Annotated in this window: 32 protein-coding genes and 1 riboswitch; of the genes, 17 read left to right on the top strand and 15 right to left on the bottom strand. The window is 65.9% G+C overall.

The window, feature by feature from the left end; all coding sequences use genetic code 11:
* Positions 1-19 precede the first annotated feature (19 nt).
* The gene (gene ydfG, locus ACOJB8_RS12405; protein WP_368604070.1) at positions 20-766 is read right to left on the bottom strand and encodes a bifunctional NADP-dependent 3-hydroxy acid dehydrogenase/3-hydroxypropionate dehydrogenase YdfG; all 747 of its coding nucleotides are present in this window, start codon (positions 764-766) and stop codon (positions 20-22) included.
* Positions 767-963: 197 nt separating this feature from the next.
* A riboswitch (ZMP/ZTP riboswitch) is annotated at positions 964-1,101 on the top strand.
* A gap of 160 nt (positions 1,102-1,261) precedes the next feature.
* Here ydfG and glyA point away from each other — a divergent pair.
* From glyA to ACOJB8_RS12440, 7 genes are all read left to right on the top strand, one after another.
* Entirely contained in the window at positions 1,262-2,509 is a 1,248-nt protein-coding gene (gene glyA, locus ACOJB8_RS12410; RefSeq protein ID WP_069262807.1) for a serine hydroxymethyltransferase, read from the top strand.
* Positions 2,510-2,524: 15 nt separating this feature from the next.
* A complete protein-coding gene (nrdR, locus tag ACOJB8_RS12415) occupies positions 2,525-3,004 on the top strand; it encodes a transcriptional regulator NrdR (protein ID WP_342948473.1) in 480 nt (159 codons plus the stop codon).
* Between the two features lie 157 nt (positions 3,005-3,161).
* The gene (locus ACOJB8_RS12420; RefSeq protein ID WP_069262805.1) at positions 3,162-3,698 is read left to right on the top strand and encodes a GspH/FimT family pseudopilin; all 537 of its coding nucleotides are present in this window, start codon (positions 3,162-3,164) and stop codon (positions 3,696-3,698) included.
* Positions 3,695-4,123, top strand: coding sequence for a hypothetical protein (locus ACOJB8_RS12425; protein WP_475012735.1), 429 nt, complete (start codon positions 3,695-3,697; stop codon positions 4,121-4,123). The genes ACOJB8_RS12420 and ACOJB8_RS12425 overlap by 4 nt, the downstream gene beginning before the upstream one ends.
* 2 nt (positions 4,124-4,125) lie before the next feature.
* A complete protein-coding gene (locus tag ACOJB8_RS12430) occupies positions 4,126-4,920 on the top strand; it encodes a PilW family protein (RefSeq protein WP_475012822.1) in 795 nt (264 codons plus the stop codon).
* A complete protein-coding gene (locus ACOJB8_RS12435) occupies positions 4,917-5,453 on the top strand; it encodes a pilus assembly PilX family protein (RefSeq protein WP_475012736.1) in 537 nt (178 codons plus the stop codon). Before ACOJB8_RS12430 ends, ACOJB8_RS12435 begins: the two co-directional genes overlap by 4 nt.
* A gap of 20 nt (positions 5,454-5,473) precedes the next feature.
* The gene (locus tag ACOJB8_RS12440; protein ID WP_475012738.1) at positions 5,474-5,905 is read left to right on the top strand and encodes a type IV pilin protein; all 432 of its coding nucleotides are present in this window, start codon (positions 5,474-5,476) and stop codon (positions 5,903-5,905) included.
* A 32-nt stretch (positions 5,906-5,937) separates the two neighbouring features.
* Here the strand turns inward: ACOJB8_RS12440 and ACOJB8_RS12445 are convergent, their stop codons facing one another.
* The 3 genes from ACOJB8_RS12445 to ACOJB8_RS12455 form a co-directional block, all read right to left on the bottom strand.
* Positions 5,938-6,405, bottom strand: coding sequence for a DUF3318 domain-containing protein (locus tag ACOJB8_RS12445; protein WP_069262801.1), 468 nt, complete (start codon positions 6,403-6,405; stop codon positions 5,938-5,940).
* Between the two features lie 15 nt (positions 6,406-6,420).
* On the bottom strand, positions 6,421-6,807 hold the full coding sequence (locus ACOJB8_RS12450; RefSeq protein WP_069262800.1) for a phage holin family protein: 387 nt from the start codon (positions 6,805-6,807) through the stop codon (positions 6,421-6,423).
* A 206-nt stretch (positions 6,808-7,013) separates the two neighbouring features.
* Positions 7,014-7,316 carry an ElaB/YgaM/YqjD family protein gene (locus tag ACOJB8_RS12455; RefSeq protein ID WP_007584918.1) on the bottom strand — a complete coding sequence of 101 codons (303 nt, stop codon included), beginning with the start codon at positions 7,314-7,316 and terminating at the stop codon, positions 7,014-7,016.
* Between the two features lie 358 nt (positions 7,317-7,674).
* On the opposite strand from ACOJB8_RS12455, the gene ACOJB8_RS12460 reads away from it, so the two are divergent.
* Positions 7,675-8,313 carry a peroxiredoxin gene (locus ACOJB8_RS12460; protein WP_069262799.1) on the top strand — a complete coding sequence of 213 codons (639 nt, stop codon included), beginning with the start codon at positions 7,675-7,677 and terminating at the stop codon, positions 8,311-8,313.
* 105 nt (positions 8,314-8,418) lie between these two features.
* Here the strand turns inward: ACOJB8_RS12460 and ACOJB8_RS12465 are convergent, their stop codons facing one another.
* Entirely contained in the window at positions 8,419-9,609 is a 1,191-nt protein-coding gene (locus tag ACOJB8_RS12465; protein WP_368729136.1) for an acyl-CoA dehydrogenase, read from the bottom strand.
* Between the two features lie 127 nt (positions 9,610-9,736).
* Between ACOJB8_RS12465 and ACOJB8_RS12470 the strand changes: the two genes are divergently transcribed.
* The gene (locus ACOJB8_RS12470) at positions 9,737-10,537 is read left to right on the top strand and encodes an IclR family transcriptional regulator (protein ID WP_475012740.1); all 801 of its coding nucleotides are present in this window, start codon (positions 9,737-9,739) and stop codon (positions 10,535-10,537) included.
* A gap of 78 nt (positions 10,538-10,615) precedes the next feature.
* Here ACOJB8_RS12470 and argF read toward each other — a convergent pair whose 3' ends face one another.
* Positions 10,616-11,545: an ornithine carbamoyltransferase gene (gene argF, locus ACOJB8_RS12475; protein ID WP_475012742.1), complete on the bottom strand. Its 930-nt coding sequence runs from the start codon at positions 11,543-11,545 to the stop codon at positions 10,616-10,618.
* A gap of 625 nt (positions 11,546-12,170) precedes the next feature.
* On the opposite strand from argF, the gene ACOJB8_RS12480 reads away from it, so the two are divergent.
* Positions 12,171-12,518, top strand: a complete 348-nt coding sequence (locus tag ACOJB8_RS12480) for a DUF3579 domain-containing protein (protein WP_069262795.1) — start codon at positions 12,171-12,173, stop codon at positions 12,516-12,518.
* Between the two features lie 140 nt (positions 12,519-12,658).
* Here ACOJB8_RS12480 and rpsT read toward each other — a convergent pair whose 3' ends face one another.
* On the bottom strand, positions 12,659-12,931 hold the full coding sequence (gene rpsT, locus ACOJB8_RS12485; RefSeq protein WP_069262794.1) for a 30S ribosomal protein S20: 273 nt from the start codon (positions 12,929-12,931) through the stop codon (positions 12,659-12,661).
* 436 nt (positions 12,932-13,367) lie between these two features.
* Here rpsT and murJ point away from each other — a divergent pair, with 436 nt between their 5' ends.
* Together murJ and ACOJB8_RS12495 are read left to right on the top strand one after the other, a co-directional pair.
* Positions 13,368-14,918, top strand: coding sequence for a murein biosynthesis integral membrane protein MurJ (gene murJ / locus ACOJB8_RS12490; RefSeq protein ID WP_069262793.1), 1,551 nt, complete (start codon positions 13,368-13,370; stop codon positions 14,916-14,918).
* 5 nt (positions 14,919-14,923) lie between these two features.
* The gene (locus tag ACOJB8_RS12495; RefSeq protein WP_035513442.1) at positions 14,924-15,763 is read left to right on the top strand and encodes a SirB1 family protein; all 840 of its coding nucleotides are present in this window, start codon (positions 14,924-14,926) and stop codon (positions 15,761-15,763) included.
* Positions 15,764-15,840: 77 nt separating this feature from the next.
* Here the strand turns inward: ACOJB8_RS12495 and ACOJB8_RS12500 are convergent, their stop codons facing one another.
* From ACOJB8_RS12500 to ACOJB8_RS12525, 6 genes are all read right to left on the bottom strand, one after another.
* Positions 15,841-16,599 (bottom strand): 3-hydroxyacyl-CoA dehydrogenase, encoded by a 759-nt coding sequence (locus ACOJB8_RS12500; RefSeq protein ID WP_475012744.1) that lies wholly within the window; start codon positions 16,597-16,599, stop codon positions 15,841-15,843.
* A 200-nt stretch (positions 16,600-16,799) separates the two neighbouring features.
* Positions 16,800-17,462, bottom strand: coding sequence for an adenylate kinase (adk, locus tag ACOJB8_RS12505; RefSeq protein WP_069262791.1), 663 nt, complete (start codon positions 17,460-17,462; stop codon positions 16,800-16,802).
* A 300-nt stretch (positions 17,463-17,762) separates the two neighbouring features.
* On the bottom strand, positions 17,763-18,566 hold the full coding sequence (kdsB, locus tag ACOJB8_RS12510) for a 3-deoxy-manno-octulosonate cytidylyltransferase (protein ID WP_475012746.1): 804 nt from the start codon (positions 18,564-18,566) through the stop codon (positions 17,763-17,765).
* A 162-nt stretch (positions 18,567-18,728) separates the two neighbouring features.
* Positions 18,729-18,932, bottom strand: a complete 204-nt coding sequence (locus ACOJB8_RS12515) for a Trm112 family protein (protein ID WP_042266182.1) — start codon at positions 18,930-18,932, stop codon at positions 18,729-18,731.
* Positions 18,913-19,992, bottom strand: a complete 1,080-nt coding sequence (gene lpxK, locus ACOJB8_RS12520; RefSeq protein WP_069262789.1) for a tetraacyldisaccharide 4'-kinase — start codon at positions 19,990-19,992, stop codon at positions 18,913-18,915. The genes ACOJB8_RS12515 and lpxK overlap by 20 nt, the downstream gene beginning before the upstream one ends.
* 195 nt (positions 19,993-20,187) lie before the next feature.
* Positions 20,188-20,430, bottom strand: coding sequence for a hypothetical protein (locus ACOJB8_RS12525; RefSeq protein ID WP_368604060.1), 243 nt, complete (start codon positions 20,428-20,430; stop codon positions 20,188-20,190).
* Positions 20,431-20,547: 117 nt separating this feature from the next.
* On the opposite strand from ACOJB8_RS12525, the gene xseA reads away from it, so the two are divergent.
* The 3 genes from xseA (at position 20,548) to sodB (ending at position 22,889) form a co-directional block, all read left to right on the top strand.
* Positions 20,548-21,924, top strand: coding sequence for an exodeoxyribonuclease VII large subunit (gene xseA, locus ACOJB8_RS12530; RefSeq protein WP_368604059.1), 1,377 nt, complete (start codon positions 20,548-20,550; stop codon positions 21,922-21,924).
* On the top strand, positions 21,893-22,210 hold the full coding sequence (locus ACOJB8_RS12535; RefSeq protein WP_475012748.1) for a hypothetical protein: 318 nt from the start codon (positions 21,893-21,895) through the stop codon (positions 22,208-22,210). Before xseA ends, ACOJB8_RS12535 begins: the two co-directional genes overlap by 32 nt.
* A 100-nt stretch (positions 22,211-22,310) precedes the next feature.
* The gene (sodB, locus tag ACOJB8_RS12540; protein WP_042266176.1) at positions 22,311-22,889 is read left to right on the top strand and encodes a superoxide dismutase [Fe]; all 579 of its coding nucleotides are present in this window, start codon (positions 22,311-22,313) and stop codon (positions 22,887-22,889) included.
* Positions 22,890-22,995: 106 nt separating this feature from the next.
* Here sodB and ACOJB8_RS12545 read toward each other — a convergent pair whose 3' ends face one another.
* Complete coding sequence (locus ACOJB8_RS12545) at positions 22,996-23,571, bottom strand: isochorismatase family protein (RefSeq protein WP_069262787.1); 576 nt, start codon at positions 23,569-23,571, stop codon at positions 22,996-22,998.
* 63 nt (positions 23,572-23,634) lie between these two features.
* Between ACOJB8_RS12545 and ACOJB8_RS12550 the strand changes: the two genes are divergently transcribed.
* Positions 23,635-24,285, top strand: coding sequence for a TetR/AcrR family transcriptional regulator (locus tag ACOJB8_RS12550; RefSeq protein WP_069262786.1), 651 nt, complete (start codon positions 23,635-23,637; stop codon positions 24,283-24,285).
* Positions 24,286-24,310: 25 nt separating this feature from the next.
* Here the strand turns inward: ACOJB8_RS12550 and clpP are convergent, their stop codons facing one another.
* Positions 24,311-24,955, bottom strand: coding sequence for an ATP-dependent Clp endopeptidase proteolytic subunit ClpP (clpP, locus tag ACOJB8_RS12555; protein WP_321930894.1), 645 nt, complete (start codon positions 24,953-24,955; stop codon positions 24,311-24,313).
* 174 nt (positions 24,956-25,129) lie between these two features.
* On the opposite strand from clpP, the gene ACOJB8_RS12560 reads away from it, so the two are divergent.
* Positions 25,130-26,242, top strand: coding sequence for a sigma-70 family RNA polymerase sigma factor (locus ACOJB8_RS12560; protein WP_475012750.1), 1,113 nt, complete (start codon positions 25,130-25,132; stop codon positions 26,240-26,242).
* Positions 26,243-26,266: the final 24 nt, after the last annotated feature.

Raw genomic sequence — 26,266 nt, forward strand, 5'->3', positions numbered from 1 at the left:
TTAAATTTGTAAGGTATTTTTAGCCGCGGTGGATACTGGTACCGGCGAATGTCTGGGCAACGGGCATCAGTTCGATCGTGTTGATGTTGACGTGCGCGGGGCGCGTGGCGATCCAGTAGATCGAATCGGCGATGTCCTCGGCCGTGAGCGGCTGCACGTCCTTGTAGACGCTGGCTGCCCGGGTGTCGTCGCCGCGAAAGCGCACGTTCGAGAACTCGGTGCCGCCGCACAGGCCCGGCTCGATGTCGGTCACGCGCAGTGCCGTGCCCGCGAGGTCAGCGCGCAGGTTCAGGCTGAACTGACGCACGAACGCCTTGGTCGCGCCATAGACGTTGCCCCCCGCATACGGCCAGCGGCCCGCCACCGAACCGATATTGAAAATGTGGCCGCGGTTGCGCTCGACCATGCCGGGCAAGAACGCGTGAGTGACCTGCACGAGACCGGTGCAGTTGGTGTCGATCATGGTTTCCCACTCGTCGAGGTCGGCCTTTTGTGCCGGCTCCACGCCCAGCGCGAGGCCGGCGTTGTTGACCAGCACGTCGACGCCGGCGAACCCGGGCGGCAGCGCGCCGGGCGCGGCTTCGACCGCCGCGCGGTCGCGCACGTCGAGCTCGATGGGCAGGAGGGCGTCGCCGAGTTCGGCGGCGAGGGCGTCGAGGCGGTCCTTGCGGCGAGCCGTGGCGACGACGCGATGTCCGCCCTTCACGAAGGCGCGAGCGATGGCGGCGCCGAATCCTGCGGACGCGCCGGTGACGAAAACGATCATGGTGGCTCTCTGGTCGGTAGAAGGCGGGAAAAGGGGAGAGCCTACTTGCAATGCCGCATTGCGGCAAGAAAGGGACAGTACGCGCGCGGATCGCATGGCCGGCGCCGCCGCACGGCGCGTCGCAGCCCGCGGGACGCCCGAGCGCACTGGGGGCGGGCGGTTGCCTATTCCCTGCCGTTCCAATAAACTAACGCGCTCAATCCCTGCGTGACTGGCGATAGGGTTCCGAAATGGCGGCATTGGCGGTAGCCATGCGCTCGTTATTGGGGACTCAAGGTGGAACGACCCACCGTGAAGCGCAGGGTGCCGTTTTGCCGTTCGCCTGGGCAGCCTGATTTCGCGCGCTTTCGTTTGCGCTGCGGGGGCTGTCCTGCCTCGCGTGTGCGGCACCTCCTTCCGCCACGTCAAGGCTGGCCTCTTCGCCAGCAGCGCCGCGTACCCGCTACGCGTTCCGCGCGAGACCCGGTCAACCTGAACACACTTAACGGAATCCGTATGTTTGACAGAGCCGAAAGCACCATCGCCAACGTCGATCCCGAACTCTTCAAGGCGATCGAACTCGAGAACCGCCGCCAGGAAGAGCACATCGAGCTCATCGCGTCGGAAAACTACACCTCGCCCGCGGTCATGGCCGCGCAGGGTTCGCAGCTCACCAACAAGTACGCCGAAGGCTACCCCGGTAAGCGCTATTACGGCGGCTGCGAAAACGTGGATATCGTCGAGCAGCTCGCGATCGACCGCGTGAAGCAGCTGTTCGGCGCCGAAGCCGCGAACGTTCAGCCGAACTCGGGCTCGCAGGCCAACCAGGGCGTGTTCTTCGCCGTGCTCAAGCCGGGCGACACCATCATGGGCATGAGCCTCGCCGAAGGTGGTCACCTCACGCACGGCATGGCGCTGAACATGAGCGGCAAGTGGTTCAACGTCGTGAGCTACGGCCTCGACGCCAAGGAAGACATCGACTACGACGCGCTCGAAAAGCGCGCGCACGAAACCAGGCCGAAGCTGATCATCGCCGGTGCGTCGGCTTTCGCACTGCGTATCGACTTCGAGCGCATCGCCAAGGTTGCCAAGGCGGTTGGCGCGTACTTCATGGTCGACATGGCGCACTACGCCGGTCTGATCGCCGCGGGCGTCTACCCGAACCCGGTGCCGCACGCCGACTTCGTCACCACGACCACGCACAAGAGCCTGCGCGGCCCGCGCGGCGGTGTGATCCTGATGAAGGCGGAGTTCGAGAAGCAGATCAACTCGGCCATCTTCCCGGGCATTCAGGGCGGTCCGCTCATGCACGTCATTGCCGGCAAGGCCGTGGCGTTCAAGGAAGCGCTCTCGCCGGAATTCAAGACCTACCAGCAGCAAGTGGTCGACAACGCCCGCGTGCTGGCGGAGACGCTGGTCAAGCGCGGTCTGCGCATCGTTTCCGGCCGCACGGAAAGCCACGTGATGCTGGTGGACCTGCGCGCGAAGAACATCACCGGCAAGGCGGCGGAAGCCGTGCTGGGCACCGCGCACATCACGGTCAACAAGAACGCGATCCCGAACGACCCGGAAAAGCCGTTCGTGACGAGCGGTATCCGTCTCGGTTCGCCGGCCATGACGACGCGCGGCTTTGGCGTGAAGGAAGCCGAGCAGGTCGGCAACCTGATCGCCGACGTGCTCGACAATCCGGAAGACGCCGCGACGATCGAGCGCGTGAAGGCGCAGGTCGCCGAGCTGACGAAGCGTTTCCCGGTTTACCGCTAAGCCACGCGATAACCCATGCGCTGCCCCTTCTGCCGGCACGAAGACACGCAGGTCGTCGACTCGCGCGTGTCCGAAGACGGCGCCGCGATCCGGCGCCGCCGCCGCTGCCCGGCCTGCGACAAGCGTTTCACGACGTACGAGCGGGTCGAGCTGGCGATGCCTTCGATCGTCAAGAAGGATGGCAGCCGCACGGAATTCGACCGCCGCAAGATCATGGCGAGCATGCAACTGGCGCTGCGCAAGCGCCCGGTTGCGGCCGATGCGATCGACGCGGCGGTTGCCCGTATCGAGGACCAACTGCTCGGCAGCGGCGAGCGCGAAGTGCGCAGCGAGCGCCTTGGCGAGCTCGTCATGGGCGAATTGCGCGAACTCGACAAGGTCGCGTTCGTACGGTTTGCTTCGGTGTACCGACGCTTCGAGGACGTCTCCGAATTCGAAGACGTGATCGAGGAATTCCGCCGCGCGGGCGCCAACAACCCCGCGAAAAAGCGCTGAGCGCATTCCCATTTTTCTTCCCTCCTGCCAGGCCGCTGTCGTAACGCTTGCATTCTCGCGAGCCGACGTTGCGCGCACCAGCTAGCCGTTCGGCTAATTGTTTCGTTTCGTTTTCGTCCGTAGATTGATGGCAATCCGCTCGAACTAAGGATTGCTCATGAAGTCCGGAGGATTCACGCTCATTGAGACGATGGTCGTCATCGTCCTGCTAGCGATCTGCGCAACGGTTTCCACGCCCGTTTTCACCGCGTGGCGCGTGCGCGATCAGGTCGACGCGCGCGCCAACGCCATGCTCGGCACGCTCGCCTATGCACGCAACGAGGCCATACGGCGCAAGGCGCGCGTCACCGTTTGCCGCGTCGACGCCGCGCGCCATTGCCTCGAGGCGGCCAAAGCGTGTCCGTCCGGAATTGCCGACTGGTCCTGTGGCTGGGCCGTCATGATCGAGCGCGCCGGAGCGTCTATCCCGTTGCGCATCCAGCCGGCGCTCGATGCGATCTCCGTGGCGTCGGGCCTCACCGCCATCACGTTTTCGCCGCCGGCGGGGCAGACCATCGGCAGCTTGCGCAACTTCGAGATTGCCCCGCGGGTCCCGTCGGCGGCACAACGCGGTGCGGGCTGGCGTCGCTGCATACGCATCGCACAGGGGGGGCGGGCACGCATCAGCGACGGCGCATGCACGGGGGCGTCATGAGCCGGGTGAGCGAGCGCGGCGAGCGCGGGTCGACGCTGCTGGAGGTCGCCATTGCGCTCGGCATCATGGCGATGTGCGGGCTCGGCCTGATGAGCACCCAGCTCGGGCTGGCCCGGCATGCGCAACTGGCAGCGGCGCGCGAGCGCGCGGCCTTTGCCGCTGACGCCATGGCCGAAGCGGCGCGCGTGGCGCGGGCAACGCCCGCCACGACCGATCGATGGCAGGCGCTGGCGGCGAGCGTCGTGCCCGAAGGGCGGCTGACCATGTCGAGCGCGGGCGGCGACGCATCGATCGCGTCCGTGAGTTGGGCGGCGACACCGCACGGCGCAGCGTCGGGATCGACGCCGGTTTCGCGGGTTGCGCGGTGTCTCGATGCCACGGCTTCCGCCGGGCGCGCCTGCGTCGCCCTCGTGTTTTTGCGATGAACATGCGGCTCTCCCACGTGCGCCGGCAGGCTGGCCACACATTGCTCGAACTGACGATCGCCGTGGCGCTGGGGCTCGTGGTGACGCTTGGCGCGCTCTCGGCATATCGCATGCAGCGCCTGGCATACGCGCAGGCGAGCGACGCTGCGCGCATCCACGAGGCCGGCATGAATGCGTTGATGCTGATCGGCGAGCAGATTCAGATGGCCGGTTTTGTTTCGGCGGACGCACGCTCGCCGCTTGCCGGCGCCGCGATCTTCGGCTGCTCGGCGGGGAGCCCGAGCGGTACCGATGCGGCGCTTGCCTGCGCGCTGCTGCCGAGCCGCTCCGACGGGTTGGCCGTGCGCTATCAAGGCGACAGTGTATCGACGTGGCCCGCCGCAAACGGCCAGGTTACCGACTGCCTCGGGCAGGGGGTTGGTATGGGGAGCGTGGAAATCGTGAACCGGTATTATGCCGCGGCGGCGAGCCACACGACTCGCGAAAGCGAGCTTTACTGCGCGGGCTCCGGCAAGGTCGGCAAGCCACAGCCGCTCGTCGAGGGCGTCGAGCGTTTGCGCCTGCGCTACTGGACGGCGGGCGCGGCGCAAGCGGTCGAGGCTTCGGCGCTGGCGCGCGATCAGTGGGCGTCGGTCGTCGCGGTCGATCTGTGCGTGCTGGTGCGCGGAGCGGCCTTTGCGCGGCGCATCCGATACGTCGATTGCGATGGCGTGCAGGCGCTCGGCGCGGATGGGCGAGCGCGACAAGCGTTCTGGCGGCACATCGTGCTGCGTAACGTTTTGCCGGCAGCGTCATGAAAATGAGCCTGCGCGGGAAGCGTCGCACACTGGCCACGGCTCGCGGCGTGGCGCTCCCAGTCGTGCTGCTTGTCGTCGCGATGATGCTCGCGACCTCGGCGGCGTGGTTCGAGGCCGCGCTGCTGGCGCGGCGCAACGCGGATGCCGTCGCCGATCATCTGCAGGCCTTCCATGCCGCCGACGCCGCGCTCGTGTTGTGCTCGCGTGCGCTGACGAATGGCTCGCTGGCCCCACCAGCGGCGGCCACGCAGTCAGGCGAGCCGCAAGCCTGGCGGCGGCAGGACAGCTTCGAGCGGCAGACGGTTGCGCCCCTTGCTGCGTGGCCGGGGTCTGTGCGCACGCCGCAATGCCTCGTCGAGGCCTGGCGCATCGAGATCCGTCCGCTGGCTCGCGCGTATCTCGTCACGGCGCGAGGGTTCGGCGCATCGGAAGACACCCAAAGCTGGCTGCAGGACCAGTTGGTCATCGAAGCCGAGGGCGACGCGACACGCGTCGAGCATCACTGGCGCTACGTCGTCGCGAGGCCCTTTTGACGAGGCAAACGGGAGGTAAGGTGAAGAGCAACCGGTACAACGCGTTCACACTGCTCGAACTGGTCATCGCGCTGGCGGTGGCCGCCATCGTCGCCGCCTTCGCGATGCCGGGGTGGAGGGCGCAGATCGCGCGGGGACATCGCATCGACGCCGTGGCCGCGCTCTATCGCGCAGCGCAACTCGTCGATACGCAGAGCGCGTCGATGGCACTTTTGCCCACTGGGTTCGACCAGGCTCCGCCGACGGGAACGCCCGTCTACCGCCTGCGTCTCATGCCCGCCGACGATTCCAACGGCGGCTACGCCCTCGTAGCCGATCCGGTGGAAGCCGGGCCGATGCGTGGCGATGCGTGCGGCGCCTTCGTACTCGACGCAACCGGCACGCGCAGCAATCGTGCTGCAGGCAGCGGCGTTGTCCCGGCGGCTACGCAGATGTGCTGGAGGGACCGGTGAACGGCCTGGAGGGCTGCCGCGGGCGGCGGTGATCAGCCGGTGAGGTCGTCTTCGTCGGACTTGTCGCGGGCAGGCCGGTTCGCAGAGGTGCCGCGCTGGCGCCGCACCTGCTGCCAAACGCGATACGCTTCCCACGCCGTAAAAGCGAGGCCGCCCCACTTGATGACGGGGCGCGCAGCCGAGACGATGCTCGTACGCAGCGGCTTTGCCACGATGAGCGAGATGAGCGAACTGACCAGCGGATATTCCTTGAGCAGGCTGCCGAGGCCGGAAGCCACGCCGCCGCCTGAGCGACTGAATCCGGGCACGACGAACCGCAGCCAGCTGAAGTTCGTAACCGTCGCGCGGATGTCGACGAGCGCTTCGGCCATTTCGGCACGCTCGACGCTCGCTCGCACGAGCAGCAATTCCTTGCGCAGGGCGCGCAGCTGCGGCGTCGACAGATCGTGCGCGCGGCCGCGGCGGGGGCGAAAAGCAGTGTCCGGTCGAGGTTGATTCATGGCGTCGGCTCGCGGCTAGGGGTTGCGCAGGGCGTCTCGGTCTTTCTCGAATTCCTCGAGCGTCGCCTGGAAGACGAGTGGCGCGGTGTGCAGCCCGCGGCGCGCCTTCAGGCCGCAGAAAATGGCCGCGATCGCGTAGACGACCGTGAGACCGGCGAGCGCCTCCCAGCGGTACGTGTCCCAGAAGGCGATGGCAACGAGCGCCGTGAGCGCGATCAGGGCAAGCATCGCGAACATCATCCCCGCGAGACCAAGAAAGAGCACGCCGATGAGGCGGTCCTTCTCCTCGGCGAGTTCGATGCCGATCAGTTCTAGCCGCGTCTGTAGCATCGCGGACGCGGAGCCGAGCAGTCGGCGCAACGGCCCGTGTTCGTGTCGCTGCGAGTGGGTGTCTGTCGTCATGGCGATGGCAGGTGGCGCAGGCGGATGCCCGAGCAATGCGCAAGAAAAAAACGCAACAAAATACAGCGGGCTGAATTGCCCGGCGAGACCAAGCGGTGCGGCGGGCCGCGCCAACGAAAAGCCGTCAGGCAAGCGCTGCCAGCGCCTGGTCGAGCGCGCCGCGCGAGGGGCCCGGAGCCCACTCGCGTAGCGCGGCGAGCGCTGCTTTATTTGCGGTTGATCAGCAATCCGACCAGCACGCCCACGCCGGCGGCGATCCCGATCGACGCCCACGGATGCTCGTGGACATAGTCGTCGGTGGCGCGGGCCGCTTTCTTGCCTTTCTCGACCACGACCACCTGGACGTCGGCGGCCTTCTCTTTTGCCTGCTTCAGACGCGAGAGTGCCGTTTCGCGCAATTCCGAAGCGCGCTCACCCGTAGCGCTCGCAGCCTGCTTGAGCAGGTCCTCTGCGTCCGCGAGGACGGTTTTGATATCGGACATCAGCCTCTCCTTGTTGACTTCTGACATTGACTGGCTCCCATCGTGTCACATCACGCGTGAATCGTAACAAAGATACGGGCGCTGGCAAGCATGACGCGCCGCCACGACCTGCGAGTTCGCACGATCCGTTCCCGCGAGCGTGTATGGACGGGGCTCTGGATCCCGCTCACAAATAATCGCGAGGTGAGTCATTGATTTGATCCGGCACCTAAAGTTTCCTCCAATCGGCTCAAAATTACAAAAACTCATACCGGTGTGAACCGATGTTCGTTCGCGGGGCGCAACCTGGGCCTGTATGCTTGAGTGTTGTAAACGTCTACTGGATCAACGGGCAGCGCGCGCCGGTTCGATCAAACCCGTTCACTTCGTTCAGAGGAACCGCACCATGAGTCTACGTCTTGGCGATATCGCACCCGACTTCGAGCAGGATTCGAGCATTGGCCGCATCAAGTTTCACGAGTGGCTCGGCAATAGCTGGGGCGTGCTGTTTTCACACCCGGCCGACTTCACGCCGGTCTGCACGACCGAGCTTGGCCTGACCGCCAGGCTCAAGGACGAATTCGAGAAGCGCAACGTGAAGACGATTGCGCTTTCGGTGGATAGCGCCCAGTCGCACAACGAGTGGATCAAGGACATCAACGAGACGCAAGCCGCTAACGTCGGCTTCCCGATTCTCGCGGACGGCGACCGCAAGGTGTCCACGCTGTACGACATGATCCATCCGAACGCGAATGAGACGCTCACTGTGCGCTCGCTCTTCGTTATCGACCCGAACAAGAAGGTGCGCCTCATCATCACCTATCCGGCGAGCACGGGCCGCAACTTCGACGAGGTGCTGCGCGTGATCGACTCGCTGCAGCTCACCGACAACTATCAGGTCGCGACGCCCGGCAACTGGAAGCAGGGCGACGACGTCGTGATCGTGCCGTCGCTGAAGGACGAGGAAGTCCTCAAGCAGAAGTTCCCGAAGGGCTACAAGGCCCTGCGTCCGTATCTGCGCATGACACCGCAGCCCAACAAGTAAGCCGGTCGGCCAGCGTCCGCGTCACGGGCGCCGAAACAGAAACGCCGCACGAAACGAATCGTGCGGCGTTTTTTCATGCGCCGGCGAAGCCGGGCAGGGCGGCGATCAAAAGAACGCCTGAATGCCCGTTTGTGCGCGGCCGAGGATCAGCGCGTGGATGTCGTGCGTGCCTTCGTACGTGTTCACCACTTCGAGATTCACGAGGTGGCGCGCCACGCCGAACTCGTCGGAAATGCCGTTGCCGCCCAGCATGTCGCGGGCGAGACGCGCGATGTCGAGCGACTTGCCGCACGAGTTGCGCTTCATGATCGACGTGATCTCGACGGCCGCCGTGCCTTCGTCCTTCATGCGGCCAAGACGCAGGCAGCCCTGCAGCCCGAGCGTGATTTCCGTTTGCATGTCGGCGAGCTTCTTCTGGATCAGCTGGTTCGCGGCAAGCGGGCGGCCGAACTGCTTGCGGTCGAGCACGTACTGGCGCGCGGTGTGCCAGCACGATTCCGCGGCGCCGAGCGCGCCCCAGGCAATGCCGTAGCGCGCCGAGTTCAGGCAGGTGAACGGACCGCGCAGGCCCTTCACGCCCGGCATGAGGTTTTCTTCCGGCACGAACACTTCGTCGAGCACGATTTCGCCGGTGATCGAAGCGCGCAGACCCACCTTGCCATGGATGGCCGGCGCCGACAGACCCTTCCAGCCCTTCTCCAGAATGAAGCCGCGGATGTCGTCCTTGCCGTCTTCTTCGAGCTTCGCCCAGACGACGAAAACATCGGCGATCGGCGAGTTCGTGATCCACATCTTCGCGCCCGAGAGCGCGTAGCCGCCGTTCACCTTCTTCGCACGCGTGACCATGCTGCCCGGGTCCGAGCCGTGGTTCGGCTCCGTGAGGCCGAAGCAGCCGATCCATTCGCCGCTCGCGAGCTTGGGCAGGTACTTCTGCTTTTGCGCTTGCGAGCCGAATTCGAAGATCGGCACCATCACGAGCGACGACTGCACCGACATCATCGAGCGATAACCGGAGTCGACGCGCTCCACTTCGCGCGCGATCAGGCCATAAGCTACGTAATTGAGGCCGGGGCCCCCGTATTGCTCGGGAATCGTCGGGCCGAGCAGGCCGACTTCGCCCATCTCGCGGAAGATCGAGGCGTCTGTCTTCTCGTGGCGAAACGCTTCCAGCACGCGCGGCGCGAGCTTGTCCTGGGCATACGCGGCGGCGGCGTCGCGCACCATGCGCTCCTCTTCGGTGAGCTGCTGGTCGAGCAGAAGCGGGTCTTCCCAATGGAACTGGGCGTGTGCGGCCATGGTGTCTCTCCTTTCCTCAAATCCTTGAAATGGGCAAATTTGCGCTTGACGTAAGTTCCGCTATGCGGAACAATGTTTTGCAAATTGACTTTAGTGTAGCACCAGGGCGCCCATGTCTGCATCCGGAATGACTACGACTTCCTCTTTTTCTGCTTCGCTGGCCGAGGGACCGATCGACGAGCGCAAGTTCGTCGTGGCGCTTGCCCGCGGGCTCGACCTGCTGCGCGCATTCCGTCCCGGCGAGACGCTGCTCGGCAACCGCGATTTCGTGGAGCGCACGGGCCTGCCCAAGGCGACCGTGAACCGGCTCGCATACACGCTCACCGTGCTCGGTTATCTGCGCTTTGACGAATCGCTAGGCAAATATGCGCTCGACGCCGGGGTGCTGTCGCTCGGCTTTGCGCTGCTTTCCGGCACGGACACGCTCGAACTCGCCCGCCCGCATATGCGCGCATTCGCGCGCGAGGTGGGCGCCGCGGTGTCGCTGGGGTGCCGTGACGGCCTGGACGTGATCTATCTGGAGACGATCCGCAGCGAGACGGCGCTCACGCTCGGCCTCGCGTCGGGCTCGCGGCTCTCGATGCTGACGAGTTCGATGGGCCGCGCGTATCTGGCCGTGCAGCCCATCGATGTGCGGATGGCGTTGTTCGCGGAACTGGAGAAGACAGCGGGCGCCGAAGGGCCGGCGTTGGTTGCGGCCGCGAAACACGAGATCGAGGTGTTCGGCAAGGAGGGGTGCTGTTATTCGTTTCGCGACTGGCACGAAGACGTCAACGCGGTGGCGGTGCCGTTTCGCGAGCCGCGCGAGCGTCGCTGGCTCGTGCTCAGCTGCAGCGGGCCGGCTTCGTCGATGGGCCCCGAGGTGTTTCGCGAGCGCGTGGCGCCGCTTCTGAAGTCGCTGGCGCGCCGTCTTGGTGAAACGGTCTGATGAACGAGGCGCGCGCCGCAGCGCGCACAAAAAAGCCGACTTTCAGGTCGGCTTTCTTCTTGGTGATGTGCGCGAGGCTCAGTGGTTCAGGCGGCCGAGCAGCAGGAACTCCATGAGCGCCTTCTGCACGTGCAGGCGGTTTTCCGCCTCGTCCCAAACCACGCTCTGCGGGCCGTCGATCACCTCGGCGCTCACTTCCTCGCCGCGGTGCGCGGGCAGGCAGTGCATGAAAAGCGCATCGGCGTTGGCGCGGGCCATCATCGGCGCGTCCACGCACCAGTCGGCGAAGGCCTGCTTGCGCGCTTCGTTTTCGGCCTCGAAGCCCATGCTGGTCCAGACGTCGGTCGTGACGAGGTCGGCGCCGTCGCAGGCGTCGTGCGGGTCGTCGAACACTTCGTAGAACGGTTTGCTTTGCGGCGCGACCAGCGCCGGATCGAGCGGATAACCCGGCGGCGTGGAGATGCGCAGCTTGAAGCCGAGGATCTGCGCAGCTTCGATCCACGTGTAGAGCATGTTGTTGGCGTCGCCGACCCACGCCACGGTCTTGCCGCGGATCGGACCGCGGTGCTCGTAGTACGTGAAGATGTCGGCCAGCACCTGGCAGGGATGGTACTCGTTCGTGAGACCGTTGATGACCGGCACGCGCGAGCTTTCGGCGAAGCGCTGCAGGATGTCCTGGCCGAATGTGCGGATCATGATGATGTCGACCATGCGCGAGATGACCTGCGCCGAATCTTCGATCGGCTCGCCGCGGCCGAGCTGCGTGTCGCGCGTGTTCATGAACACCGCGTGGCCGCCCAGCTGGAAGATACCCGCTTCGAACGAAAGGCGCGTGCGCGTGGAGCTCTTCTCGAAGATCATCGCCAGCGTGCGGTCGTGCAGCGGGTGATAGGTCTCGTAGTTCTTGAACTTGCGCTTCAGGATGCGCGCACGCTCCAGCACATATTCATATTCGTCAAGGGAGAAATCCTTGAACTGCAGGTAATGGCGTATGGTCCGGGAGGTCATGAAACAAAAACGGCGCCCGATCCGGCCTCGAACTACAGGATTGGGCCGGCGACGCCGCTGCGGTTGGTGGTAAGTCAAAGCAGCATAAAGGATTTTACGCATTTTGACGAGTTGCCCAAAATATAGGCAGGCGCCCTGGGCGTACGGTGGGTGGCACTTTTGCGACGGCTTTCGTGCCTGTTTTGCGGGCATCGCGAGAGCCCGGATCCAGCCTTTCAAGTGCCTTGTGTGCACTGCGTCAAAACGGTCAGTGCGCTATAATCCCAGAGATTTCTTAGGCACGACAAACGGGCCCTGAACGTGTGTGACGGCAAGGTGGCAACACCTCGCGGCCGCGCCAGGCAAGCCCGCTGGAGCGGCCTGTGCGCCGACTGGCAGTGCGCCGCGAAATCGTCTTGTCGATCCCGTTGCGAGACCTGCTTGCGACACGCGTCGGCGGCGATTATCGAGACTTTACGCCAGGCGGGATGCGCGGCAGCCGTTTCCTATCCATCGGACTGTCCATGCGTGTGGCGGCGGGCGACCCCCGCGGCCGGCGTTCCGCGGTACCCGCGCGGGCGCAGCGCTCGTGCCGCCGTTACACGCTGCAAACGCACCCAGCAGCTACACACACAGGTACTCCTGCATGGCCGACGAAGCTCCAACCGAATACTTCATTCAAGGCATCACCAGCGCGGGGAAGAAGTTTCGTCCGAGTGACTGGTCGGAGCGCCTCGCCGGGGTGATGTCGAGCTTTGGTCCGAAAGCGTCGGCCAATGCTCGCGGCCCGAATGCGTATCTGCGCTACTCGCTCTATGTGCGCCCGACGATGATCGGCGACCTCAAGGTCGTCGTGCTGGACTCGCGCCTGAAGGACATCGAGCCCATGGCCTTCAATTTCGTGATGAACTTCGCGAAGGACAACGACCTCGTCGTGACCGAGGCGTGCGAACTGCCTCACGACCACGCCACGCAGCAAGCCAACGTGCGCTGACGGCGCGGCGCAGGCAACGGACGGACCCGCCTCGGTGGGTTTTTTTGCGCCCGGCAGAAACAAAAAAACCCGCCGAGGCGGGTTTTTTGTGGTGCAGCTCAAAGAGGGGATGCCAGCCGTGGCCGGCAATCCGGATCTCTTTACTGCGCGGCTTGCATTGCCTTGACGGCAGCAGCCAGGCGGCTCTTATGGCGAGCGGCCTTGTTCTTGTGAACGATCTTCTTGTCGGCGATGATGTCGAGCGTCTTGCCCGACGCCTTCAGAACTTCAGCAGCCTTAGCCTGGTCGCCGGCGTCGATTGCCTTGCGAACAGCCTTGATGGCGGTGCGGAACTTCGAGCGCAGTGCCGAGTTGTGCGAGTTTGCTTTCGCGGCCTGACGGGCGCGCTTGCGTGCTTGTGCGGAGTTTGCCATTGCGATTCCTTGTGATTGCGGAGCGTGGTGCGACCGACGCTCTTTGCCTGGATTTGAACGACCGGCAGCGATGCCTGAAACGTTCAAAACGGTATTTGCCAGCTGAGTTTCGCTCAACCAGCCGCGCCTTTTGTGCCAGAGCGGGTTGCTGACGCCGGGTTGCCGACGCTTTCCCGCCCCCTTTCCAAGACGCGTTTCGAGCCCTCTGGAAGAACTCGAATCAATGATTATAGCAACAGAATCATGAGGGTGGCAATCACAGTGCGATAGCGAAGACAAGCGCCGCCGGACGTGAACGCCTTTCACGCGACACGGTCACAATCAGCGCGCCTGGTCTTTGCCTCCCGCTCGCCTGCGGCGTCGTGCGGGGTTTTGCGCCGACCTTTGCGCTGCGCATCCGCGATGGAGCGGACGACGCCCGTATAATGACCGCCCCATGAATCTATTCCGAGCCCTGCTGACAGTCAGCGGCTTCACGCTGCTGTCGCGCGTGACCGGTCTGGCCCGAGAAACGCTGATTGCGCGCGCCTTCGGTGCGAGCCAGTACACCGACGCTTTCTACGTCGCGTTTCGTATTCCCAACCTGCTGCGCCGCATCTCGGCGGAGGGCGCCTTTTCGCAGGCGTTCGTGCCGATTCTCGCGGAGTTCAAGAACCAGAAGGGCCACGACGCCACACGCGCGCTCGTCGACGCCACCTCGACCGTGCTTGCCTGGGTGCTCGCCGTCCTCTCGTTGCTCGGCATTTTCGGCGCATCGTTCGTCGTGATCGTGGTCGCGTCGGGCTTGAAGAGCGACGGGCAAGCGTTCCCGCTTGCCGTCACGATGACGCGCATCATGTTCCCCTATATCGTGTTCATCTCGCTGACGTCGCTCGCGTCGGGCGTGCTCAACACGTACAAGCAGTTCTCGCTGCCCGCGTTCGCGCCGGTGCTGCTCAATGTCTCGTTCATCACGGCGGCAGTGGCCTTCGCGCCGCACATGAAGCAGCCCGTCTACGCGCTCGCGTGGGCCGTGATCGTCGGCGGCGTGCTGCAGTTCATCGTGCAGTTGCCGGGCTTGAAGCGCATCGACATGATGCCGCGCATCGGCCTGAACCCGCTCAAGGCGCTCGCGCACAAAGGCGTGAAGCGGGTGCTCGCGAAGATGGTGCCCGCCATGTTCGCCGTCTCGGTCGCGCAGATCAGCCTCATCATCAATACCAATATCGCCTCGCGTCTGGGGCCCGGCGCGGTGTCGTGGATCAACTACGCCGACCGCCTGATGGAGTTCCCGACCGCGCTGCTCGGCGTGGCGCTCGGCACGATCCTGCTGCCGAGCCTCTCGAAAGCGCACGTCGATGCCGATCCGCACGAGTACTCGGCGTTGCTCGACTGGGGCCTGCGCGTGACGTTCCTGCTTGCCGCGCCTTCGGCCGTTGCGCTCTTTTTCTTCGCCGAGCCGCTCACGGCCACGCTGTTTCACTACGGCAAGTTCGACGCCACGTCCGTCATCATGACGGGCCGCGCACTCGCGGCGTACGGGGTGGGGCTCGTCGGCCTCATCCTCATCAAGATCCTCGCGCCCGGCTTCTACGCGCGTCAGGACATCAAGACGCCGGTCAAGATCGGTGTGGGCGTGCTCATCGCCACGCAGATCAGCAACTACCTCTTCGTGCCGATCTTCTCGCACGCGGGCTTGACGCTCTCGGTCGGCCTCGGCGCCTGCATGAACGCGCTGCTGCTGTTCATCGGGCTGCGCCGCCGCGGCATCTATATGCCGTCCTCCGGCTGGGCGACGTTCTTCGTGCAGTTGCTCGGGGCATGTCTCGTGCTGGCCGGGGCGATGCACTGGTGCGCCATCAGCTACGACTGGATTGCCCTGCGTCATGCGCCGCTCGAACGCATCGCGTTGCTCGGTGCGTGCCTCGTCCTGTTCGCGGCGCTATATTTCGGTATGCTTTGGCTGATGGGCTTCAAATACGCGTACTTCAAGAGGCGGGCGAAGTGACGACGATGACTACGCGGGTTCTGGATTATTTCAGCGCGCTCGTTGCCGACGACGAGAGCCTGCCGCTCACCGAGGCGGCACTTGCGATCGCGCAGGACGCTTATCCCGATCTCGATCTGCAAGGCACGCTTGCCGAGATCGACGAACTCGCGCTGCGTGTGCGCCGCCGCATGCCCGAAGGGGCGGACGTGCGCCAGCAGGTTGCCGTGCTCAACCGCTGCTTCTTTCGCGAGATGGGTTTCGCGGCCAACCTCAACGACTTTCTCGACCCTGAAAACAGCCATCTGAACGCCGTGCTCAAACGCCGGCGCGGCATCCCCATTTCGCTGGCGGTGCTGTATCTGGAAATGGCGACCCAGCTCGGCCTGCCGGTGAAGGGCGTGTCGTTTCCGGGACATTTTCTGCTGCGCGTGGCGTTGCCCGAAGGCGACGAGATGCTCGATCCCACCACGGGCCGCACGCTCACCGAATCCGACATGGTGGAGATGCTCGAGCCGTTCGTGGCCAACGCCGGCGATTCCGTGGCGCGCGCGCTGCGCATGCTGCTCGAGCCGGCCACCCGCCGCGAGATCGTCGCGCGCATGCTGCGCAACCTGAAGTCGGTCTATCTGCAGACCGAGCGCTGGCAGCGACTGCTGGCCATCCAGCAGCGGCTCGTGATCCTGCTGCCGGAGAACATCGAGGAAGTGCGCGACCGCGGCTTCGCTTATGCTCGGCTCGACTATCTGCGCCCGGCGCTCGAAGACCTCGAACACTATCTCGACGAGCGCCCCGACGCGGAAGACGCGACCGTCGTCGAGTCGCAGCTGCACGAGTTGCGCCAGCGCACGCTCGATAACGACTGAAACCCGCGGCCTGGCCGCAGAAAAAAGCCCGCGACAATAATCGCGGGCTTTTTTTCGCGCGGGGAGGGCGCGCGCCGTTACTTCGGCTGCATGCGGATCGCGCCGTCCAGACGGATCACCTCGCCGTTGAGCATCGGATTCTCGACGATCTGCTTGACGAGCATCGCGTACTCATCCGGCTTGCCGAGGCGCGGCGGGAACGGGACCATCGCGCCGAGCGCATCCTGCACCTCCTTGGGCATCCCGAGCAGCATCGGCGTTTCGAAGATGCCGGGCGCGATCGTCATCACGCGGATGCCGCTGCGCGAAAGGTCGCGCGCGATCGGCAGCGTCATTGCGACGACGCCGCCCTTCGACGCGGCGTAGGCCGCCTGGCCGATCTGGCCGTCGTAAGCGGCCACTGAAGCCGTGTTGACGATCACGCCGCGCTCGCCGCCCTCGCTGGGCGCGGTCTGGGCGATGGCGGCCGCACCGAGGCGGATCATGTTGAAGGTGCCGATCAGATTGACCGAAATGGTCTTCGAGAACGTGTCGAGCGGATGGGGGCCGTCCTTGCCCACGGTCTTCACGGCGGGCGCGATGCCCGCGCAGTTCACGAGGCCGCGCAGCGTGCCGAGCGCAGTTGCCGCGGCCACGGCGCGCGCGCCGTCGTCCTCGCTCGCGACGTTGCACTTCACGAACGCGCCGTCCAGTTCCTTCGCGAGCGCGTTGCCGGCGTCCTCATTGAGGTCGGCGATGACGACCTTGCCGCCTTCGGCCGCGATCAGACGCGCGCTGGCCGCGCCGAGCCCCGACGCGCCGCCGGTGATGAGAAATACGTTGCCGCGGATTTGCATCTTTCGTCTCCTGTTGTTGTGGCCATGCTGTCCCGCGCAGAGAGGCAATGCGTGCGAGACTCACCAAAAACAAAACGGGCCGGCTGGCGTCGCGTCCCGAATCACCTCGGGAGTGCGGCGCCAGCCGGCCCGCAGGCAAACCAGCAAGTATGCCGAAACCGGCTCCGGGGCGGACTTTGACCCGGCGGACTTTGGCCCGCTTACTTGAGCGCTTCGAACGCGCGCTCGCGAATTTCGTCGACGCTGCCGAGGCCCGAGATGGCGCGATACTGCGGCGCCTGCAGGCCGTTTTCCTCACCGCGCTTCGCCCAGTCGCTGTAGTAGGCGATGAGCGGCTTGGTCTGGGCGACGTACACGTCAAGACGCTTGCGCACCGTTTCTTCCTTGTCGTCGTCGCGCTGGACGAGCGGTTCGCCCGTCACGTCGTCCGTCATGTCCACTTTCGGCGGATTGAACTTGACGTGATACGTGCGGCCCGAAGCCGGGTGCATGCGGCGGCCGCTCATGCGCGTGATGATCTCGTCGAACGGCACGTCGATCTCGAGCACGTAGTCGATCGCGACGCCCGCCTGCTTCATCGCTTCGGCTTGCGGCAGCGTGCGCGGGAAGCCGTCGAACAGGTAGCCGTTCTGGCAGTCGGGCTCCTGAAGGCGCTCCTTCACGAGATTGATGATGAGCTCGTCGGTCACGAGTTCGCCGGCGTCCATGAATCGCTTCGCTTCGAGGCCAAGCGGCGTACCGGCCTTGACGGCCGCGCGCAGCATGTCGCCCGTCGAGATTTGCGGAATGCCGAACTTTTCCTTGATGAAGGTTGCCTGGGTTCCCTTGCCCGCGCCCGGGGCGCCCAACAGGATCAAACGCATGTGAACAATCTCCGATCTGTGTGAATTCTTGCGGCGCGGCGGCTGCCCCGCACGCGCGGTGGGGCGGCATCGTCAGCGTCGTGCGTCTCCTCGCCCGTTCGCTCACGGCCGCCGAGGCAGTGCTGGCGGGGGCGACGGCATGTCCCGCGCGGCTTTCGCCCGGTGTTCATGAGTGGCACTGGACACGGGGCGGCGCTGCAAGACGGTGCCGAAAAGCGGGGAAACCCCGACGCACAAAGGCTTTAGACGGCTCGCGCAAACAATTGATTATGCCATGGGATTTTTGCCCCACGGACGGAATTAAGGCCGGTATAACGCCTGCACACGGGCGAGGTCGGCGGGGGTGTCGACGCCCGGCGCGGGTGCCTCGGTCGTCACGAGCACCGCGATGCGCTCGCCGTGCCACATCGCGCGAAGCTGCTCCAGCGCCTCGACCTGCTCGATCGGCGAATGCGCGAGCAAGGGGTAGCTGCGCAGGAATTTCGCGCGGTACGCGTACAGGCCGATATGGCGATAAACGGTCGCGGAAGCCGGCGGGGCGGGCATTGCGCCGAGATCGAGGCGCGCCGGCGACCAGTGGGGCTGCCAGGCGTCGCGGGCCCAGGGAATGGGCGCGCGCGAGAAGTAGAGTGCAACGCCGCGTGCGTCCAGCACGACCTTCACGACGTTCGGGCTGAAGATTTCGTCGGGCGCCGTGATGGGATGCGCGGCAGTGGCGATCGCGCATTCGGGGTGCGCGGCGAGGTGCGACGCAACGTCGCACACGAGCGCGGGGTCGATCAGCGGCTCGTCGCCCTGCACGTTGACCACGATCGTCTCGTCGCTCCAGCCGTAGTGCTCGGCGACTTCGGCGAGGCGGTCGGTGCCCGACGGGTGGTCGGCGCGCGTGAGCACGGCCTCGAAACCGTGGGCGCGGGCGGCGTCGAGCACGCTCTGGGCGTCCGAGGCGATCAGCACCTGCTGCGCGCCCGAAGCGCGCGCGCGCTCGGCCACGCGCACCACCATGGGCTTGCCGCCGATGTCGGCGAGCGGTTTGTTCGGCAGCCGCGTGGACGCGAGACGCGCCGGGACGACGGCGATGAAGGGTTGCACGGGTGCGGTCATGGCCAGTTCGAGCTAGGACAGGAAAGGGGGATTGGGGAAACCGGTTCGGGAAACCGCCTTGGGAGACGACAGCGCGCCGGGGGGCGGCGCGCGTGACCCGGTTTCGAGCCAGTAAGACGAGATGAGCGGAGTGAGCGGCGCGGGTGGCGCCGCCCGCGCGCCTTACGCGGCGCTCGGCCCGTGCGGATCGACCGGCGTGCCTTCCACGGTTTGACGCGCTTCGTCGACGAGCATGACCGGAATGCCGTCCCGGATCGGGTAGGCGAGCTTGTCGGCGTTGCAGATCAGCTCCTGCGCGGCGCGGTCATAGCTGAGCGGGCCCTTGCAGATCGGGCAGACCAGGATTTCAAGCAGACGAGCGTCCACGAAGTTTCTCCACAACCAGGGTAATGAGGCGATGATCGAGCGCGGCTTCAACGGGGACGACCCAGATGCGCGCGTCGTTCCAGGCCCCCAATTTTACTGCATCCTTTTCAGTGACCAGGATCGCGTCGGCGGTGACGTCGGCGAACGGGTTGGTTGCGTAGGCGTAGTGGTCGGGCAGCGGCAGCGTTTGCGGCGCGAGGCCGGCCGCGCGCAGCGTCGCGAAAAAGCGCTCCGGCGAACCGATGCCGGCCGCCGCCACGAGGCGCAGCGCGCCCGGCGATCCCTGTGTGCCTGCGTCTTGCCCCACTGCGGCCGCGCCGGCGGCAAACTGCGCGAGCGGACGCCGCAGCGCCGGATTGGCGAGATGCCAGGCGTCGGCGGGTTCGAGCTTGAGCGCGAACGTATTGGGCCAGGCCGGCAGCGTGCGCTCGAACGGGTTGTTCACCAGCGTGGCGTCGCGCCGGCGCGAGAGCGGCTCACGCAGCGGGCCCGCCGGCAGCAGAAAGCCATTGCCGCCCAGGCGATGGTCGAACACCACGATCTCGACGTCGCGCACCAGGCGGTAGTGCTGCAGGCCGTCGTCGCTCACGATCACGTCGACATCGCCGTGAGCGCCGCACAGCGCCGTGGCCGCGGCCACGCGGTCGGGCGAGACCCAGACGGGCACGCCCGTGCGGCGGGCGATCAACAGGGGTTCGTCGCCGCAAAGGCGCGCGGGCGTATCGGCCGTGACGGGCGTGGGGCGGGCGATTTTCGCGCCATACCCGCGCGAGACCACGCCCGGCGAGAAGCCCGCGGCGCGCAGCGCCTCGACGAGCGCGATCACCGTGGGCGTCTTGCCCGTGCCACCCACGGTCACGTTGCCGACCACCACCACGGGCACGCCCACACGAACGCTCTTGAGCCAGCCCGCCGCGAAGGCGGCGCGGCGCGCACCGCTCACGGCGGCGAACGCGGCGGCGAGCGGCGTGAGCCCCCAGGCGAGTGCGCCGCGGCGTTGCCAGGCGTGCGCAAACTGCGCTTCGAGGCGTTCCTTGAGACTGGAGACGGGGCCGCTCATCGGCAATATGCGCGGTAATTTGCGCGCGAAGCGCCGCACGCGGTATGCGGGAAGCAGACAGGCAGGGCGGGCATCGGGTCGGTTCTCCGGTTCCAGGTGAGCTGAGCGACAAACAGGACGGCAGACGAATGACCTGCGTATGCGAGTGATGCGGCACAGGCGTTCGTGAACCCGGCACTCTAGCGCGGGTAGGCGTTACGCGGCAAGTTGCCGGGCCGCACGCAACTGTCGGTTGCCTGCAAGCCGCGCGAAACGCCCGAAAAATCGACGCCTGTGGATAACTTTGTGGAGAAGTACATCCCGGGAAGGCGCAAAAGCCCATTCCTCGGCCTCTCCATCGGCCTGTAAGGATGTGATATCGATAAAAAACGTATAGAAATCAATGGCGTGAGCGATTTTTTCAGCGTTTGCGGGCCGGCTGCGGTCAGCATGCCGCATGACAGCGCCGATGTGGACACTTCGCGGGGCTTGCGGGCCGGGTCTCATTCGTGCTGGACTATCGCCCCCCGAACGGTCTATTGTCTGTCCGGCCAAGGTTTCTCCACACCCTTACGCATGCTATCCGACCGCTTCTCCGCTTCCTCCGCGCCTTCGGGCGACGTCGTCGTGCCGGTCTCGGCGCTCAACCGGGCGATCGCCTCGATGCTCGAGCGCACGTTCCCGCTTGCATGGATTTCCGGCGAAGTTTCCAACTTTACGCGCGCCGCGAGCGGCCACTGGTACTTCTCGATCAAGGACGCCCAGGCGCAGATTCGCTGCGTGATGTTCCGTGGCCGTGCGCAGTACGCCGAATTCACGCCGCGCGAAGGCGACCGTATCGAAGTGCGCGCGCTCGTCACGATGTACGAGCCGCGCGGCGAACTCCAGCTGAATGTCGAGGCCGTGCGGCGTACCGGCCAGGGCCGCCTTTATGAAGCCTTCCTGCGGCTGAAGGCGCAACTCGAAGCCGAAGGGCTCTTCGACCCTGAGCGCAAACGCGCGCTGCCCTCGCATCCGCGCGCCATCGGCGTGATTACGTCGATGCAGGCCGCCGCGCTGCGCGACGTGCTGACCACGCTGTGCCGCCGCGCGCCGCACGTGCCGGTGATCGTCTACCCCGCGCCGGTGCAGGGCGCGGGCTCGGCGGAAAAACTCACGGCGATGCTGGAGACAGCGAACGCGCGCAACGAGGTGGACGTGCTCGTGCTGTGCCGCGGCGGCGGCTCGATCGAGGACCTGTGGTCGTTCAACGACGAGGCGCTTGCCCGCGCGATCGCGGCCAGCGCCATTCCCGTGGTGAGCGGCGTGGGGCACGAAACCGATTTCACGATCGCCGATTTTGCCGCCGACGTGCGCGCGCCGACGCCCACTGGCGCGGCGGAACTCGTCAGTCCGCAGCGCACGCTGCTGCTGCGCGACCTCGACCAGCGCCATGCCACGCTCGCACGCGATTTCGGCCGTCTGCTCGAGCGGCGCGCGCAGCAGCTCGACTGGCTGGCGCGCCGGCTCGTTTCGCCCGTCGAGCGGCTCGCGCAGCAGCGCACGCACCTGCGCCAGCTGACGATACGGCTCGCTTCGGCCGGCTCGCGTGCCAGCGCCGAGGCGCGTGCGCGCCTGAACGTCATGCAGATGCGCTGGCAGCGCGCGCGGCCCGACGCCGCCGCGCAGCGCGCCCAGCTGGAGTCGCTCGGCCGGCGTCTGGACGGCGCCTTCGCGCGCCAGCGCGAGCGCGAAGCGGCGCGCGTTTCGGAGCTCACGGCCCGCCTCGAAGTGCTGAGCCCGCAACGCACGTTCGAGCGCGGCTACGCGGCGCTGCTCGATGCGCAAAGCGGTGCAGCGGTGCGCTCGCCCGCCACGCTCAAGCCCGGCAAGCGGCTCACCGTGCATCTCGCGCAGGGCAGCGCCGACGTCGCGCTCGCCGATGTCCAGCCGCGTCTCGCCGACGGTTTCTGATCTGGGCTCGCAGCCGGCCTGCCGGGCCCGTTGCTTGCTGCTCAGCGAGGCACCGGCGCAATCGCCCGATCGCTTCGCCTCGACGAAATATCGTCGCGGCAAGCGATTGTTGCAGGCTCGTTGCAGGAAGTTTGCACACCGGTTGCGCGAAGATTGCAACGCGATTGCAGCCGTCTCGCCTGCGCGCCAAGCAGGCATGGAAAGCGTTGTTCGAGCGTCGTTGCATCGGCGCAAAACGCATCGCGGTTCATTCGGAAAAGCCCTGCGCAAACGATATCCGGCATAAAGGCCGCTCGTTTGCGGGGTTATTCCAACTCGCCTACAATCGAGTGCTCCATGCCGGTTATCACGCAGAACTCCCCATAACACGACGAAGGAACCGCATCATGTCATTTACGCTCCCGCCGCTGCCGTTCGCGAAGAACGCCCTCGCTCCGCACATGTCGGAAGAGACGCTCGAGTTCCACTACGGCAAGCACCACCAGGCTTACGTCACGAATCTGAACAACCTGATTCCGGGCACCGAGTTCGAAAAGCTCTCGCTCGAAGAGATCGTCAAGAAGTCGTCGGGTGGCGTGTTCAACAACTCGGCGCAGATCTGGAATCACACGTTCTTCTGGAACAGCCTCTCGCCGCAAGGCGGCGGCGCACCGTCGGGCGCGCTCGGCGACGCGATCAACGCGAAGTGGGGCTCTTACGACGCGTTCAAGGAAGCCTTCACGAAGGCTGCCGTAGGCAACTTCGGTTCGGGCTGGACGTGGCTCGTGAAGAAGGCTGACGGCTCGCTCGACATCGTGTCGACCAGCAACGCCGCCACCCCGCTCACGACCGACGCCAAGGCGCTCCTCACGATCGACGTGTGGGAACACGCTTACTACATCGACTACCGCAACGCGCGTCCGAAGTTCGTCGAAGCGTTCTGGAACATCGTGAACTGGAACTTCGCAGCACAGAACTTCGCGTAATACGAAGCCCTGCTGAATGCGCCGCACTGGCTGCGGCACATGCAAAAGCCCTCGATGCGAGTCGAGGGCTTTTTTGTTTTGTGCGAAGCGTTTTATACAAACGAATTTACGCAAACGCGGCGATGGTTTCCTGCGTCGAGCGCACGTGGCCCATGTGGCGGAACAGTTTCTCGAACGAAAAGTGATGCATCTCCTCGTTCAGACCCGAGGTGGCATCTTCGACGAACACGAGCTTGAAGCCGAGATCGAACGCCGCGCGCGCGGTGGATTCGACGCCGAAGTTCGTGGCGATGCCGCCGATGACGATGGTGTCGATGCCGCGGCGGCGCAGTTGCTGCTCGAGGTTCGTGCCGTAGAACGCGCCCCACTGGCGCTTGGCGACGATCACGTCCTCGGGTTGCGCGCCGATCTCGGGCACGAGTTCCGAGGCTTCGGCCGGTGCGGGCGGCGTGTCGGGCGTGCGGCCGGGCGCGTCGGCGGGCAACGCGAGCAGTTCGTTCAGGAGCACGTGCACCCAGACGACGGTGCCGCCCTTGGCGCGCAGTGCGTCGGCGAGCGGTTTGGCGTTGGCGACGACCTGCGCGCCGCTATAGGGCGCGATCTGGCGGCCTACGATGCCGTGCTGAAGGTCGATCATCACGAGCGCCGTGGTGCGCGCATTCAGTGAAAGTGCTTGCGTCATGGTTCACCTATATGTGAGGATGGCTTCACATAATCATACACGAATGTGAAGGAGGCTTCAGATATGGCGGCAGACCCGCTTGCGCGCAAAGAGGCGCAAAAGGAAGAGGCACGCGCCAACGCCCGGCGCGTGCCGCGTCAGGAACGCGCGGCGCGCACGGTCGACGCGCTGCTCGAAGCCGCAGGCGAAGCCTTCGCCGAGCGCGGCTTCGAAGCGGCGACGATGACGCAGATCGCGCAGCAGGCGGGCGTTTCGGTGGGCGCGGCGTATCAGTACTTTCCGAACAAGGAGGCACTGGCCCTCGCGCTGCGCAAGCGCTATGGCGACGAAATGGACGCGCGCTGGAGCGCGCTCATCGCCGCGCACGACGATGCAGGCAAGCTGCCGCTCGCGCAACTCGTCGAGCGGCTGTTCGACTTGATGGTCGATCTGATGCACGACTATCCCGCGTATTTGCCGCTGCTATCCGTGCCGCTCGGCTTCAAGCGCGATGCGGCCGTGCGCAATCTGCTGCGCCAGCGTTTCACGGCGCTCTTCCTGCGTTATCAGCCGGCGCTTGCGTCGGACGAGGCCTATCGCGTGGCCGAAGTCATGCTGCAGGTCATCAAGAGCCTCAACCCACTATACGCCGCGGCGAAGCCGAAGGAGCGCAAGCTGCTGGTCGCCGAGTACAAGGGCGTGCTGGCGGCGTGGCTCGCCGTGCGGCTCGCGTGAGCCCGCGAGCCGCGGACACAGCGCTTTAGCGCAGCAACGGGTCGTCGCGCGACTCGAGCACGCGGTCGATCAGGCCGTACTCGGCGGCCGCGTGGGCCGACATGAAGTTGTCGCGGTCGCTGTCGTGCGCGATCTGCTCGATGCCGCGTCCGGTACGCGCGGCGAGTATCGCGTTCAGGCGCTCGCGCAGGTACAGGATCTCGCGCGCCTGCAGCTCGACATCGGCGGCGGTGCCCTGGCCGCCTCCCGAAGGTTGATGGATCATGATGCGTGCGTTCGGTAGTGCGAAGCGTTTTCCCTTTGCACCCGCGGCGAGCAAAAACGACCCCATGCTGGCGGCGAAACCCGTGCACAGCGTCGAGACATCGGGCTTGATGAATTGCATCGTGTCGTAAATGGCGAGTCCGTCGTAGACCGAACCGCCCGGCGAATTGATATAGAAGCTGATGTCCTTGTCCGCGTTTTCCGCTTCGAGAAAGAGCAGTTGCGCGACCACGAGGCTCGCGCTTTGTTCGGTCACCGGCCCGACGAGGAACACGATGCGCTCGCGCAGGAGGCGTGAGTAGATGTCGTAGGCGCGCTCGCCGCGCCCCGAGGTTTCGATCACGGTCGGGACGAGATTGAGCGCGCTCGGCGGCAATGCTGCATGATTCAGTGCAAAGGATGGCATGACGGGCCTCGTGTTTTTTCCGTAGGCGGCGCGATTGCGCCACTGCTGCCATGACGCCCGCCGCGGGTCGCCCGTGACGAAAATATTTTTGCGTGAGGCTGTCACGCCGGCCGCGTGCCGGACGTCATGAGGGAAAGGGCGGCAGCGAGCACGCATGGCGAAGGAGCGAAGCGAATGACGCAGGCGATCGACACAATCGAAGGAACGAGTCTGGAAGGCACCGGGTGTAATGAGGCTGCGACCCCAGTGAGCGACGAAGCCGAGCGGGCGCCGGCAGCGTGGACCGACGCGCGCCGCGCCGCCGCCTTCGGCGAGGCGCGCGCCCGGCTCATTGCGCTGGCCGCACGCGTGCTGGGCAGCCGTGCGGAGGCCGAGGACGTCGTGCAGGACGCGTGGTTTCGCTGGCGCGACGCCGACGCACCGGCCTTGCGCGCACCGCAGGCATGGCTCGCCACGGTCACCGTGCGCCTCGCGATCGACCGGCTGCGGCGTTTGCGTCGCGAGCAAGCGGGCGAACACGAGGCCGCGTGGCTCGACGACGCGGCGCCTTCTGCGGAAGAGGCGGGCTTGCGCGCGCGGCGCTTCTCGGACGCGCTGCTGCTGCTGCTCGAAAGGCTGGGACCGCTCGAGCAGGCGGTGTTCGTGCTGCGCGAGGCCTTCGACTGCGACTACGCGCAGATCGGCGCGCTCACCGGCTGCACGAACGAGCATTGCCGGCAGATCGTGCGGCGCGCCCGTGTTCGGCTCGCTCGCGAGGCCGTGCCGCAAGCGGCGCCAGCAGACAAAGTGCGGCACGCGCGCACGGTCGAGCGCTTGCGTGACGTACTGCAAGCACAGGATCGCGTGGGATTGATGGATTTGCTGGGGGTGACGGCAAACGCGCTGGTCGTGGCGAGCGCGGCCGAAGAGTCTCGCAGCGAGGTCCCGCAAGAAGCGCCCGTTGCGCGCGTTCTGCGCGCCGAAGCGCTGGCGCTGGACGGCGAGCCGGGCGTGGCGCTCGTCGCGCAGGATGGCGCGCTCGCCGCCTGGCTGCATGTGCGCGACGACCGCGACGGGCTGCCCGAGCCGGTCGTTTGTGTCGCGGCAACGGAAGGGGGAAGCGCGGGGCCGGCCAACCGGCTTCAGGCCGCCAACCGGGCTTTCGGCGGGGAGGCGGTGCGCAAGATGCTGGCCCGGCTCGCTTCGAGCGACGGCGCGGTGTGCGTGTCCACGCTTACCGTCACCGCTCGCGCGTGCGCCACACACGGCTGCGCGACGCTGCTCACGCAGCCCGTCGTCTTCGCGTGAGCGTGAGCCTCAGCCTGAACGCAG

Source organism: Paraburkholderia sp. BR10141 (assembly GCF_056155635.1).